Here is a 13706-nt window from a genome sequence, read left to right on the forward strand (position 1 = left end):
CAGTTCACTTATGTCGAGCACCGTAAAAAAACGGTGCTTGTTTTTTTAAAAAGGTTCTATTAAAGAAAAAAGGTTATACCCATCTAAAAAAGCCTAGTTCATTATGAACTAGGCTTTTGCTGATGTACACTTGACCTTTTGAAGAGTTATGTATACTAAAATTCTACCAAATGTTCGTTTGCCTCATAAATCTCCACTCGGTTTCTACCTTTATGTTTGGCAGCGTATAATGCTTGGTCAGCTTCTCTTATTAGTTGTGGGATGGAGTAGCTATCGTTCCATACTTCTAGCATTACATTAGATATACCAAAACTTGAAGTCACGACAATTTCCTCCCCATTCACAATGGTAGAATTCTCTGCAATTGCTTGTCTAATAATATCCGCTCTATTCGTCGCTTCCATTAAAGAGGTTTCCGGCATACAAATAACGAACTCTTCTCCGCCATATCGTCCTATACAGTCTTTCACTAACAAGTATTCCTTTACTACGCTTGTAACACGAGTCAACACCCTATCCCCTGCCTCGTGACCAAACGTATCATTTATCCTCTTAAAATAGTCAATGTCAAACATGATAACGGAAATACTTCCGCCACTCCTCATTAACTTATCAAAAATCATTTCTGATTTTCTCATAAAAAATGTGCGATTAAATATCTGTGTTAATCCATCCATACTTGCTAATTGTTTTAGTTTTTCTTCCATTTGCACCTTTTCGGTAACATTTACAAACGTAATAATTTTACCTACCTGTAATCCACTTTTGTTTATCACCTCTGAGAAATTTACACGGAAGTGTGTAGCTCGACCTTCTAAGGTGCTAGTATAGTCACACTCCACTTCTTCATCTAAATTTGACCAAAGTATAGGATTTTTACTAAGAACTTCTGCAATTGGTTTACCAATATGATGTGCCATTATATTCGGAATGACATTGAGTATAGCTTTATTAAAATCGACGACCACCCTGTTTTGATTTAATACTATTATGCCCTCTGTTAAACTCTCAAATACACTTTCTCTAGCAATAGGTGCCACATTGAACATTTTCAATGATAAAAGAGCCACACCGTGAAACAGAAAAGTAATACTCAAAGATATTGGTCCAACATCAATTCCATTACTTGAACCATTTAGATAAAAGTAATTCGCTATTATTGGAGTAAGTAATCCCGCCACCATCAATGCAGTTTGCATACGAAACAAAAACAAAGACTTACGGTATTCCTTTAGCAATACCAGGATGGATATTGTTAAGCATAATAACAGGGAAATAGCATGAACATAAAACCAGGGCCCCCATTCTAACTCTAATACAGGGAATGGGCCATTATTATTAATCCTCATCGATTTATAATAAAGATGATGTAGGTCATTTGTTTGCATCATAAATACCGTAGTGATCGGAATAACGAAAAGTGTATATATCCAGGTTTTAATTTTGTATCCAACATACTCGAAACACATGAACAGGACAAGTACTGGTATAAAAGGCATTGCAAGATACTCGATCCCAAGCCAAAATTTCATCTCCGTTAAGGAGGTACTTGCCAATTCAAAAGCATAAGCAAATGTGAAAATCGATGATAAGAGTGTAACTTTAATATAAGATTGTACACCTGGAGCATCCTTAGCTTTTACTCGTAGAAAAAAGCTAAGAAACAAACTTATTGTACCCGCCAATATGACGATCAGAATGTGTGACAAGAATATTTCTCCGTTTCCATTTTATTCATTTAATAACATTTATTATATATAAATTATAAACACCTGACTAGAGATGATTACGGGTAACAGTCATCTTTTATTATTAATATATCTTCTCTTTTAACCATAAAAAAGGCCAAACAGAACAATACTTTCTGCATGGCTTTATTTATTAGAATTTCGACTGGTACCAGCGTTTCGCCGCTTGCACTTCATCTTGTGTTAATTGATGACCATAGGCATGCCAGTATAATTCTACCTCTGCTCCTACTCCTTGCAATAAGTCCCGTAGATCCTCTGACTCTGTGGCTGGACACATATGATCATTCTTACCAGCACCGATGAATACTGGTGTTTTTTGCATTTCTGGGATTTCTACACCTCGTCTAGGAACCATTGGATGATGAAGAATAGCACCTTTTAATACATTTTCAAATTCAAATAAAAGATTTGCTGCAATATTAGCGCCATTCGAATAACCAATCGCTACTATATTATCTCGATCTATTTCATATTTTACAGCTGCATCATTGATGAAACGTTTTAACTCTTCCGTTCTAAGCTGAAGATCCTCTAGATCAAAGACCCCCTCTGCTAAGCGTTTAAAAAATCGGGGCATGCCATTCTCCAATACATTTCCACGGACACTTAAAATACTCGCAGCTGCATCTATTTCTTTACCTAAACCTACTAAATCATGCTCATTTCCACCTGTCCCGTGTAAAAGTAAAAGTGTCGGTCTAGAGGAATCTTCCCCTTTATAAAATATATGGTTCATATTATAACTCCCTCTCAATTATCTTGAATTTGAGATAATTATAACGGATGCTTATTTCTAGGTCAAACTATTAGGATCGTCTCGATTCGAGAGGATTAATTTTAGTTGCTCTGGTTCATCAATCCTAATAGCAAATTCCGAAATGCTTTTCTTCATACCCATGAACATAGTTGTCTCAATAGGATTGCTCAGGTGAATAATGGCATCTGGCTCAACAGTCTCAAATTCTTTATAAACAAACTGTACTGTATGCTTATTTGGAACTTTTGCTCCCCACTCAACTTCATGTATCAGATTAAGCGGGACAATAATTCTAGTGCTAAGCCCTTTAGAGATATATAGATTCCCATTTTTCACTTCCAACGGGTGTAATTTCATAATTTGAATTTCTGCCATAAAAAAAAGTACTGAGTATATATTTAAGGTTAATAATATTATTGAAAGAACGATAGATTTATCATGTAACCACCAATGGAGCCCTATTGTCTCGATTACAATTCCATGGATCAACATCAAGTGGAAGGCTACTGCACTGTTTTTTTTATGCATTGTTACAACACCTTCGTGTTGAGGGGCTTTCTTCTTCCACGTAAAAAACGCATAATATAGCATTAAAAGCTCCGACATGAGAACCCGAATTAATATATTTTTAGTCACTACTTTTTCAACTGCAGGAAGTAAACTGTACAATGCTTTCTCATTCATTTGTTTCATCTGCAATCGAATCTTGGGTATTTTCCAAATGACTAAAAAGATTAAGGCTATTTCTGCGACTATTAAGAGTATCTCAATTGTGATACCAGCATATAGTATTCCAGTAAACGGAGTGAACAATTCGTTAGGTATGAGTAATCTTGCTATAACTAATCCTGCTACCATTATTCCAATAGTTTGCTTGATAGATAATTTAAAAGCTACAAACATTAAAAGTGGCACGATAATGGCTAAATCAATTAGTGATCCTACTACAGCTCCAGTATTTAGTTGTATAGAGAAAAAGTCTAGAACTGTGGACTGATAAATAAGAAAATTGCTGGAAAGAACTAGGAAAAGTAAAGCAACGGCCATGTTTGCGTATTTGTTTTTACGATAAACCATAAAATCCCCTCCCTTATATATCCTTTCTTAAATTATATATTTCTTTTCACCTGGAAATCTATATCAATATTCTAAATAATGGCACATTTTAACGACAAAAAAGCTGCTCCCTCATTTTAGGAGCAGCTTCTCTTAAGCTATTTTCTTTGGACCCTTCCAAATAATAGAACCAATCGTTGTAATTACTAGTACAATAAGTCCTAACACGAATGGATAAATAATATTCACATCATATAATGCCCCAGCAAGCAATGGTCCCAGAACATTCCCTATACTCATATACGCATTGTTCATACCCATCGCAAATCCTTGCTCATTTCCAGCTAATTTAGAGATTAAGGTTGTCAGCACAGGACGCAGAATCGAAGTGGACAAGAAAATAATCATCGTAATGACAAAGAAAAATGCATAGCTAGAAATTAGAATAGACAGAAGGAAGCCAAATGCTGCTACGCCTAGAAAAATTCTTAACACATTTGCTTCACCGAAACGTCTAACAACTTTATCCACCACGAATACTTGAATTATTACACTTACTATTCCAGTGGCTGTGATCATCCACGCAATATCCTGTGGTGAGGCAGCAAACTGATCATCAACAAACAGTCCTAGCACCGATTCATAAGCAAGTAGTCCAAAGCTCATCACTAATGTAATAACAAGTGGGATGAAGTAAGGCTTTTTAAATGATTGAGCAATCTCTTTTACCATAGTTTCAGATTTACCATCTGGTGTTACTACATCCGCTGGTTTACTTTCTTTCAGTAATAAGGTAGAAAAGATTACCGCAACAACTCCAACTAGCGCAGAAATTAGAAGCGGCATTTTTAAGCCGAATTCCGCTAAAAACCCACCAATCCCAGGTCCCACTACTATACCTAAGGACATGGCCGCAGATATTAAACTATTTCCTTTAGCACGTTGTTCCATAGTGGTGATATCCGCTACATATGCAAAAATAGCAGGCACCAATAACGCAGCTCCAACTCCACCAATTGCACGCGAAACATATAAAACTCCGATAGAATCCGAGAAATAAAACACAAACATCGACAATGCTAGTCCGCTTAAACCTGCTATAATCATAATTCTTCTTCCGTACTTATCAGCCCATTTACCTGCAATCGGAGACATAATAAGTTGCGCTCCAGCAAATATAGAAATCATTAGACCAGCTGCTATCCCACCTTGATCGATAGATTTTAAATAGGCTGGCAAAATAGGAATAACAATTCCAAAACTTGCAATAGCTATAAACATATTAATCATTAATATAAATAATTTCTTTCGTTGTTCTTTCGTCATCCTATCCCTCTTTCTTCCATCATACTAATACATAAGGAATAGATTAACATGATTTATTCTCATAAACAACAAAGCTACCTTACACCAAGAAAAACTGGTGGAAGATAGCCTTGTTTTATTTACTCATTTAACTTTTCAATCGTTCTTGCAGTCCCTTTAGCAGGATATGATTCGTTGAGAGTAGTATATCCAACCCTCACTTCATCATGTAACTTTAGTCGACTACGCTGATCCATCGCCAAAGAAAACCATATAGCATCTTTACCAGCTTCTAATGCCTCTTCTACCGACATAATTTTTGCATCGTCAACTGATAAACCACTAATTACTAAAACAGAAGTATCTTGCATATCGATAATAATTCCCTCTGTAAAACTTGTCGGTTGTTGAGGTTGATTTGGATTATCTTCAAAAAATTGCATGATAAAATAAAAGCTAGCACCAATCGCTGTTAATAGAATGGCTATTAATATTCCTACCGTATATTTCCCTCTCATAGTAGGAACCTCCTTATCTTTTGCTGTCTAGGCGGAAGCCTTCTGCTAATAGATAAGTTTTTGCTTCGCTGTATGAACCAAAGCTTTCTTCTAAGTTATATCCATGATAGATATTCCATAGTGTATCTTCTTGTAATAATGTTAGTGTAGAATCTTCTTTGTTTTTCCACACTTCTTCTATTTCTTCATCTTGCAGCTCTTCTTCCTCTGTTGAAAGATAAGCAATCGAATCTTTAATAATTGCTCTAAGTTCATCAGCAGAAGCTTCACGAATATTCAACAATCCTTTGTCATCAGCTTCTTCATATTGAGGAAGATCTCCTACATAAACAAAGCCATTTCCATTCGGATGGAGATGATAAACAACTGTTGTTTTTTCATATAAGCTCTTTTCGTAATGATAATTTACTCGTTTCATCGATACTTCTTTACGAACTAGCTCCGAAAATTCTTGGATAATTAATTCTTTTTCTTCAAATGTTAACATGCGATTCCTCTTTCTATACGTTTTTTCATTTACCTAGTATAGCACACTCTTTACCCTCTTCGCGTCCACCATTCTGCTAAAATAACGAAACAAATAACAACTCCAATCACTACTGCAAAAAACCAATCGGGTAAACTCCCCAAATTTATACCTCCTAACTAATGCCCATCACAAATCGTTCGAAATTCTGTGATGTGATTCCTACAACTTCCTCTGTTGTATAGGTTTCTAATAACTTCATAACTAAATTTTGTGTTTTGGATGCATCCTCTAATCCTAAAATAACTTCACTGATCCCGTCAAAATCAGAACCTAATCCTATCAAATGCTTACCACCTAGTGAAACAATATGTTCAATATGTTTTACTAAGTCCTCTAACCCTACTACTGACTTTTCTGCACCATTTATAAAAGGTGGGTAATACACCACATGGATTGGACTATTTCTGGCAATAAGTGCATTTATCTGTTTGTCGTTTAAATTTCTGGCTGAATCACATAGAGTCCTGCTATTAGAATGACTTGCCATCAACCATTTTGCTTTAGGAAGAACATCCCAAAAAGATTGTTCGCTCAAATGGGAGACATCCACAATTACTTTTTGCTCGTTCAACAAAGACAGGACCTCTTCTCCAAATGGTGTTAATCCTGTACCCGATTCTTCGAAAGAACCATCTGCTACTTTGTTTGCTCCGTTCCAAGTAAGACCTACTAACTTCACTCCATGGGACAAGAGTAGTTTTAGCTTATAGAGGTCCCCACCTATCATATCTAATCCTTCTAGAGATAACACGGCCCCAATCTGTCCATCCTTTAATGTTTTAAGTTGTTCCCACTCATATATTGGAATGATGTTGTCATGCTTTCCTACAATTTCCGTGTGGAAAAATTCAATTTGACGAATTGCCTCCAGGAATAGTTGTTCCTTAGGAAAGCCTTCAGAGACAAATACAGCAAAAACTTGAAGAGCTATTTCCCCAGCTTCTAAATTTTTTTTACTAGCTTGTAGTTTGGGGGAGTCAACAAATGACATAGGACCCTCTGCTTTCGCTAATTTATACAGCACATCACAATGTAAATCATAAACTTTCATTTCATCCTCCTAAATCTCGAACTTCTATCATTCCGGTGCTTCTTCACCAAATGCTAACCATTCGTCTTTCGATGGTCCGTACATTCCCGGCACCGTTAATCCCGCTTGTCGCATTAATATCGTCATCTGCCCACGGTGATGAATTTGGTGTTGGATCAAAGTTTGCAATACGGTCGCAATGGTCCATTGCTCCCCGTACATATCTTTTTCTACTAACAGGCTCTCATCCGTCCATTGTTCCTTCATCGGCATTACGATAGAATCTCTAGACTTTCTGTAGGCATCCGACATTTCCTTCACCGTGGAAGGTTGAGGAGTTTCATGTGGAGTTGCCGAAAACTGTAATCCTGTTCTGCCGATCATTTCATCGATACTTGTAACGAGATGCCATGCAATTTTCCCAAGTGTCCGACCGTCTTCATTTACTCTTTGTTGTAACGACTCATCTGTCAGTGCTTCCAAAATTTTCAGGGTAGAATCACTTTCATGCTGCCAATCCATTACAAAGTCTTCTAGATTTCTAATCATGACCATTCCTCCAAATTATATGATGTAATTTATTTCGTCATTAGTTTAAAATTATCCTGCTGTAGGTAAAATACCTTTCCAATAGATATTGCAGTGTAGTTCTGATATACTTAAGGATAGACAATAAGAGGACGTGAGCGAATGATCAAAATTGAATTACCAAAACCAACTGTAACAATCACACAACGTGAACAAGTACTAAAAGAGGGCGAACTAGAAATTCCAGCAATTCATGGATTTATCGACTTTCATCAAATCCCTCGTGATAAAGGTGGCATTTTCTTTTTCTACAATAAGAATAATGAACTTTTATTCGTAGGTAAGGCTCGTAAAATTAGACAGCGTATTAAAAAACATTTCGAAGATAATGTCTCGCCAATGATTAAACATCGTGATGAAGTGTACAAAATTAGTGTTTGTATCGTAGAAGAGGCAATGGATCGCGAAATTTACGAAACATATGCAATCAATACTCAAAAAGCGAAATACAATATCGATAAAGCGTTTTTTAGATAAGATGAAATCCCATGTTCTTCTATTGAAGAGAACATGGGATTTTTTTATTTGTCTAGCTCCAGCACCTAGCCCCTCGAGTCGCTTCAGGGCCCACAGAATGTGGGTCAGTCTTGTCGTTGCGACACGATGTCGCGAACCTAGACTGACTTCCAATACATAGGCGTTTGCTCTTTTCTACTTTACTTCTTCAAAGATACTTGTGCTGTGCTTCGGCTGAACGCGTGCTTTTGGATCAATGAAAGCTTTAATATGGCTGATAGCAATTGGAACCTCACCAAATCCTACAGCAATCAGCTTTACTTTCCCATCATGTGTGGACACATCGCCAGCTGCGTATATACCTTCTACACTAGTTTCCATTTTTCCATTGACTACTACTGAATTTTTTTCCATCTCTAAACCCCATTCTTTTAAGGGGCCGAGGGATGCAACATTTCCGTAATTCACTAGAACGTGGTCTACGGAGATTATTTCCTCGATTTTGTCTTTGCCAACAATCACGACTTCATTAACTTTTTCCCCATCACCTATTACCTCTTTTATGCCATAAGGTGTTTTTATCTTGACCGTAGAGTTTTGGAGTTGTTGAATGGTCATCTCGTGAGCAGTAAATTGCTCTTTACGATGACAAATAGTCACACTCGAAGCAACCTCTTCCAACATTAATGACCAGTCGAGTGCAGAATCTCCTCCACCCAATACAAGAACATCAGAATCTCTAAATTCCTCCAAGCTTCTCACTTTATAATGAAGGTTTTTGCCTTCATAATCAGCAGCACCTGGAACATTTAACTTACGTGGTTGGAAAGAGCCAATTCCTGAAGTTAATAAAATCGTCTTAGAATAATGCACATTCTTATCCGTAGTTAGCGCAAAATAATCCGGTAATTTTTCTAGTGCTATTGCTGTTTCCTCTAAGCAAATCGTTGGATTACTATAGGCCGCCTGCTCTTCTAAATTAGCCACTAAATCTTTTGCTAAAATTTTCGGAAGACCACCAATATCATATATATATTTATCAGGATAGAGCTCCATCAATTGTCCACCTAGTTGTGGGAGACTATCAATAATCTTTACTTTTAAGTCACGTAACCCACCATAGAAGGAAGCAAACAGACCTGTGGGACCTCCACCAATAATCGTTACATCGTATAATTCGCCATCCATGTCATTTCACCTCATACCTATTTATATATATTATTTGTTGCATACCATAAAGCATTAATTACTATAAAAAACGATTTCTTATCTCGGGAGGTGGAGTCATACAGCTATCTTTTTTCCCAAACCACGCATAACGATTTTTGGCTATAAATTTATATGCTACATCACGAAGAGGTTTAGGAGTTACCTTTAGCATATATAAATAGCTCCAAAGTCCATTTAAATGTTTGCTAATATGAAGTGCAGCATCTGAAGAATAATACACCTTATGTTGGTCAATAACTAATATACTATCCATACTATTAGGTACTTTATATTGATGTTTAAGCGTTTCCCCAATATCACTTTGCTGAGCTGCAAATTGAAAATAGCCCTTCGGATCTCGTTTAATAATAAACTGGACACTCGCATCACAAAAATTGCATTCTCCATCAAACAAAACGATAGCTGCCATAGGATTCCCTCCTTTCCCCTAGTGTACTATAATGACCTCTGAAAAGCGCTTAATCGGTTTCTAAATTACACATATTAAGTAAAATTTCACGCTATACGTTTTCCTCTCTAGACAAAAAAAGATGCCCTAAAGTCCAGAAGGAACTAATAGGACACCTCTATTCATTGCTTGTCTTGTGGCGTATCAGAAGAACCAACTTCTTCTAGTATCTCAAAGCTGTTAGAATAATCACGAAGTCTATCGTCTTCATCTTCTACCGGTTGATCCGTAGTCGAATTTAAGAGTGATTCTTCTACTGGTCGAATATCTTCATTGACCTGTTGATGAGCATGCTCTACACATGTCAGAGCTGTAGGAACAGCTTCTAAACGAGCAAGCGGGATTTCTTCACCACACTCTGTACATTTCCCGTAAGTACCTTCCTCGATAGCTGCCAAGGCCTTTTCAATATCTACCATTTCTTCATCGAAGTGTCTATTTAATGCCAGTCGAGTATGCTGATCAGTTAAATCTGTCGCATTATCCGCTGGATGGTTATCATAATTGGATAACTCAGTAGTCTCGAATTCTTCCTCATTTTGCTTTTGATGTTCTAATTCTTTAAAACGTTTTTCCAATGTATTTTTTAATTTATCGTATTTTGTCATTTAAATTCCTCCTTGGGTTATTTAAGGATTACCCAAAAATCAGTGAAATAAAACAACTTACCTGCTTCTATTTAATCCGAAAACAACATTTAACAACTATTAAATTTTCTGTTGGACGTTTAGAAAAGAGCTTTTCGTCTATATAATCAAATAGTTGGATTCAGGAATCTAATGCTAAGTGATTTTTCCCCTTCAATTCAGAGTGTTTTAGTATGGTATTTTTTGTTTTTCCAGTATGATTAATATTAAGGGAGTGATTGTTAATGGGTATACATAAATTTTTTATGAGCATGAATGATTTAGAAAGAATTATACGATGTCCTGGACGTTTTAAATTTGAAGAGCATAATGTAGCTGCGCATTCATGGAAAGTTTCACAATACGCTATGTTTTTTGCGACACTAGAAGAAAATAATGGTGCAACGATTAATTGGAAATCCCTTTATGAAAAGACGATTAATCACGATTTTGCTGAAATTTTCATCGGAGATATTAAAACACCTGTGAAGCACGCGTCTCCCGAACTTAAACAAATGTTATCGCATGTAGAAGAAAAAATGATGGAGAAGTTCATAATGGATGAGATTCCAAAAGAATTTCAACCCATATTTTTTGACCGCATGAAAGAAGGAAAAGACGAAACTATTGAGGGTCGTTTACTTGAATTAGCAGACAAATTAGATCAAGTATATGAAGCTTTTGCTGAATTACAACGAGGAAACACGGATATTGAATTTGTGAATATGTACGAAACTGCCTTAAGAAAAATTCTCCATATCCCGTTAGAAACTAGTATCAGTTATTTTAAAGAGGTAATTATGCAGGACATTATGAAGGAAAAGTCAGTCATTGATGTAAAATCTATTACTGTACAATTACTTGTAGAATAATTTTTTCCATTTTTATACGATATATTGTATAATTTGTTGTATACTATTTTGGAACTATTAAGACAATTGAAGGGGGGGAATCTTTTCATGCCTATTCCTGTTAATCACACTAAACCTGTTCGTACAACTGCTAAGTTACACGCTTTTAACCAGTTACAACAATGGATTATCGACGGAACATTACAACCAGATGAAAAGCTTAATGATATTGAACTTGCACAAGCTTTGGGAGTTAGTAGAACGCCTATTCGAGAATCCTTACAACTTTTAGAGTCTCAAGGTTTTGTTACCATGCAACCAGGAAGAGCAACTCAAGTCACACCCGTTGAAAAAGAAGATATTAATAATCTATTGCCTCCATTGGCAGTTTTACAAGCACTTGCGGCGGAGCTTGCAACTCCCCATATGGATGAAGAAGTTCTCAGTCTACTAGAAGAAAAAAATAGACAATTTTCCGATGCTCTCCAAGAGAAAGAATTTACTACTGCTCTAAGAGTAGATGAAGAGTTTCATCAGCTCATAGTTGATACAGCTAATAATCCATACATACATTCCATGGTAGAAATGCTTCAAGCACATGTTCGCAGATTATTTTATTATGAAAAAATTGTTTTGCGAGAATACTCCGTTATCCAACATGAAAAACTAATTTCTGCATTCCGCGACAAAAATACGCAGGAACTCGCAGAAGTGATGCGCGCAAATTGGATTTATACTATTGAAGAATTTTAAAAAGAGATAGGTAAACTTATAGATTACGGGTGAACCAATAAGACACCCGACTTCTTTTTGTCCAAATCTATTCCTAACGTTTGCAAAAGGCTTAGAACAAAGGAGTTTCTATATAATTACGGTGAATTTTTAGGGCTAATAGTTATTTGTGAATTTGTCACAAATAACCATTAGCCCTTTTTTTCGGTTGGAAACAGAAAAAGTGACCAGAAGAGTTGTTGTTCACAACTTTTTTGATCACCTTTTTATCATGCTTAAACTGATTTTACTTCCGTTTTTTCAAACCTTGCGATGACACCTGTCACTAGCGTTACTATTACAAATGGTATTAACCATCCTAAACCAACACTATAAAACGGTAATACGTTCTCGTAAAAATCTACGATTGGTTGTAGCCATCCATAATACTCAATGTCTAATGAGCCGCAAAGAGCTTTGAAGCCATCTACAATACTTATTAAGAACGTGACGAACATTACACTAACATATACAATTCTCGCATGATTAAATAGTGGCGATAGGAAAGTTAAGAAAATAAGCACTATTGCTAATGGATACAATAACATTAATACAGGAATAGAATACGTAATAATATTAGATAATCCAAAGTTTGCAATAATACATGTAAATATACTAAAGAAAATAACAAATGCTTTATAACTAATCTTAGGCATTAATGTGTGGAAGTATTCACCACATGCAGTAGTTAACCCGATACTTGTAGTTAAACAAGCTAAGAAAATAATTACGGATAAAAGTATAGCACCAAATGAGCCAAAGTAATGCTCTGATGCAGCGCTTAATACTGGCCCTCCATTAGCAAATAGACCATATTCGTTCACACTAGTAGCCCCTAAATAGGCGATGCCAGCATAGATTAAACCTAAAAACAAAATGGCAATTCCACCTGATTTGGCAGTGGCAACTAAAATCCCCTTAGTTGATGTTACGCCCATAGATCGAATTGCTTGAATAACGATAATACCAAATACCAACGAGGCTAATGCATCCATCGTATTATAACCTTCCGTAAACCCGGTCATAAATGCATTTGATACGTAATTCCCTTGTGGCGCTTCGAAGCTACCCATTGGCTTAATAATTACAAATATCAATAAGAAGAACAATCCTATTATTATTCCTGGAGAAAGATATTTCCCAACATTGTCCACAATTTTAGTTGGATTCAATGACAGTAGTAACGTAAGTCCGAAGAAAAGAATTGTAAATATCAATAAACCAATTTGTGCATTATCTTGACTCATAAATGGTAAAATTCCAATTTCAAATGAAACAGCACCTGTTCGTGGTAGAGCAAAGAATGGTCCTATTGTTAAGTATAGTATTGAAGTGAAGATAACCGCAAAGACAGGATGGACTCTACTAGAAAGCTCTTGCAAGTTTTTACTTCCCGAAAACCCCATTGCTAAAGTTCCTAAAAATGGCAACCCAATTCCTGTTAGTAAAAACCCAGTGATTGCTATCCAAACTTGTGTCCCGGCATTTTGTCCTAAACTTGCTGGAAAAATTAAATTCCCTGCTCCAAAAAATAATGCAAACAGCATAACTCCAATCACTAAATGATTAGAAAATGACAATTTGTTTTTCATTTAGTTGTTCCCCCTGTGATAAGAAATAATCATTTCTTTTGTTTTCTGGATGTTTTGTTATGAATGCTATACAAATGATTTGTTCTAATCACGTAAGTATGCAATATATCAATGTTGATAATACTATGGAAATTGGTAGAATGCAATATATTACTCAAAATTAATTGAACATTTATTTTATTTAAACAAATTAATTTA

15 protein-coding genes are annotated in these 13706 nt (G+C 35.9%); 3 read left to right on the plus strand and 12 right to left on the minus strand.

Annotated elements, in window-relative coordinates:
* Positions 1-155: 155 nt before the first annotated feature.
* The 8 genes from MHI47_RS17670 to MHI47_RS17705 form a co-directional block, all read right to left on the minus strand.
* Positions 156-1709 (minus strand): histidine kinase N-terminal 7TM domain-containing diguanylate cyclase, encoded by a 1554-nt coding sequence (locus MHI47_RS17670; RefSeq protein ID WP_340831705.1) that lies wholly within the window; start codon positions 1707-1709, stop codon positions 156-158.
* Positions 1710-1881: 172 nt separating this feature from the next.
* On the minus strand, positions 1882-2487 hold the full coding sequence (locus tag MHI47_RS17675) for an alpha/beta hydrolase (protein WP_340831707.1): 606 nt from the start codon (positions 2485-2487) through the stop codon (positions 1882-1884).
* 57 nt (positions 2488-2544) lie between these two features.
* Positions 2545-3585: a beta-carotene 15,15'-monooxygenase gene (locus MHI47_RS17680; protein WP_340831709.1), complete on the minus strand. Its 1041-nt coding sequence runs from the start codon at positions 3583-3585 to the stop codon at positions 2545-2547.
* A 132-nt stretch (positions 3586-3717) separates the two neighbouring features.
* Positions 3718-4890: an MFS transporter gene (locus MHI47_RS17685; RefSeq protein ID WP_340831711.1), complete on the minus strand. Its 1173-nt coding sequence runs from the start codon at positions 4888-4890 to the stop codon at positions 3718-3720.
* Positions 4891-5009: 119 nt separating this feature from the next.
* On the minus strand, positions 5010-5387 hold the full coding sequence (locus MHI47_RS17690; RefSeq protein WP_093537480.1) for a YobA family protein: 378 nt from the start codon (positions 5385-5387) through the stop codon (positions 5010-5012).
* A 13-nt stretch (positions 5388-5400) separates the two neighbouring features.
* Positions 5401-5874, minus strand: a complete 474-nt coding sequence (locus MHI47_RS17695; RefSeq protein ID WP_093537479.1) for a hypothetical protein — start codon at positions 5872-5874, stop codon at positions 5401-5403.
* 154 nt (positions 5875-6028) lie between these two features.
* Positions 6029-6967, minus strand: a complete 939-nt coding sequence (locus tag MHI47_RS17700; RefSeq protein WP_093537478.1) for a dipeptidase — start codon at positions 6965-6967, stop codon at positions 6029-6031.
* Between the two features lie 27 nt (positions 6968-6994).
* A complete protein-coding gene (locus tag MHI47_RS17705; RefSeq protein ID WP_340831713.1) occupies positions 6995-7495 on the minus strand; it encodes a DinB family protein in 501 nt (166 codons plus the stop codon).
* A gap of 141 nt (positions 7496-7636) precedes the next feature.
* Between MHI47_RS17705 and MHI47_RS17710 the strand changes: the two genes are divergently transcribed.
* Complete coding sequence (locus MHI47_RS17710; protein ID WP_340831715.1) at positions 7637-8011, plus strand: nucleotide excision repair endonuclease; 375 nt, start codon at positions 7637-7639, stop codon at positions 8009-8011.
* Between the two features lie 174 nt (positions 8012-8185).
* On the opposite strand, the gene MHI47_RS17715 is transcribed toward MHI47_RS17710, so the two are convergent.
* The 3 genes from MHI47_RS17715 to MHI47_RS17725 all read right to left on the minus strand — a co-directional run bounded on the left by MHI47_RS17715 (position 8186) and on the right by MHI47_RS17725 (position 10276).
* On the minus strand, positions 8186-9178 hold the full coding sequence (locus tag MHI47_RS17715; protein WP_340831717.1) for an NAD(P)/FAD-dependent oxidoreductase: 993 nt from the start codon (positions 9176-9178) through the stop codon (positions 8186-8188).
* 61 nt (positions 9179-9239) lie between these two features.
* Entirely contained in the window at positions 9240-9629 is a 390-nt protein-coding gene (locus tag MHI47_RS17720) for a thiol-disulfide oxidoreductase DCC family protein (RefSeq protein WP_340831719.1), read from the minus strand.
* A gap of 161 nt (positions 9630-9790) precedes the next feature.
* Positions 9791-10276 (minus strand): TraR/DksA C4-type zinc finger protein, encoded by a 486-nt coding sequence (locus MHI47_RS17725; RefSeq protein ID WP_340831721.1) that lies wholly within the window; start codon positions 10274-10276, stop codon positions 9791-9793.
* Positions 10277-10539: 263 nt separating this feature from the next.
* Here MHI47_RS17725 and MHI47_RS17730 point away from each other — a divergent pair, with 263 nt between their 5' ends.
* Complete coding sequence (locus tag MHI47_RS17730; protein ID WP_093537472.1) at positions 10540-11166, plus strand: YfbR-like 5'-deoxynucleotidase; 627 nt, start codon at positions 10540-10542, stop codon at positions 11164-11166.
* 87 nt (positions 11167-11253) lie between these two features.
* Complete coding sequence (locus MHI47_RS17735) at positions 11254-11898, plus strand: GntR family transcriptional regulator (protein WP_340770655.1); 645 nt, start codon at positions 11254-11256, stop codon at positions 11896-11898.
* A gap of 254 nt (positions 11899-12152) precedes the next feature.
* On the opposite strand, the gene brnQ is transcribed toward MHI47_RS17735, so the two are convergent.
* A complete protein-coding gene (gene brnQ, locus MHI47_RS17740) occupies positions 12153-13508 on the minus strand; it encodes a branched-chain amino acid transport system II carrier protein (protein ID WP_340831723.1) in 1356 nt (451 codons plus the stop codon).
* Positions 13509-13706 lie beyond the last annotated feature (198 nt).

The organism is Psychrobacillus sp. FSL H8-0487, from assembly GCF_038008385.1.
In the GTDB taxonomy this organism is placed as follows: domain Bacteria; phylum Bacillota; class Bacilli; order Bacillales_A; family Planococcaceae; genus Psychrobacillus; species Psychrobacillus psychrotolerans.